Here is a 340-nt window from a genome sequence, read left to right as displayed (position 1 = left end):
AACGCGTCCCGACAACACCGAACCCGCCGCCGCGTGCCCCGCGTAGTCGTGATACATCCCGCCCACGAACACACCCGTCGCACTCCCCCGCAACCCCAGCGCATCAACCCCCGCCCGCTCCAACGCCTCCCACACCGTCTCCAGGAGCAGCCGCTGCTGCGGGTCGATGACCGGTGCCTCGTTCGGACTGACCCCGAAGAACCCCGCGTCGAACTCCCCCGCACCCCGCAGGAACCCCCCACTGCGCGTGTACGACCGACCCGCACGACCCGGCACCGGGTCATACAACCCCTCCACATCCCAGCCACGATCACCCGGGAACTCCGACACCGCATCCACT

At 69.4% G+C, this 340-nt stretch carries 1 protein-coding gene; it reads right to left on the bottom strand.

Translation table 11 applies throughout. The features are described from left to right. The coding region (locus K7854_RS37355; RefSeq protein ID WP_308112617.1) for a beta-ketoacyl synthase N-terminal-like domain-containing protein at window positions 1-340 on the bottom strand (340 nt) is incomplete at both ends.

Origin of the sequence: Streptomyces hyderabadensis (genome assembly GCF_020404845.1) — a bacterium.
Lineage (GTDB): Bacteria > Actinomycetota > Actinomycetes > Streptomycetales > Streptomycetaceae > Streptomyces > Streptomyces hyderabadensis.
Note: the sequence above shows the minus strand (reverse complement) of the source record. Positions and strands in the feature narration are given on the sequence as shown.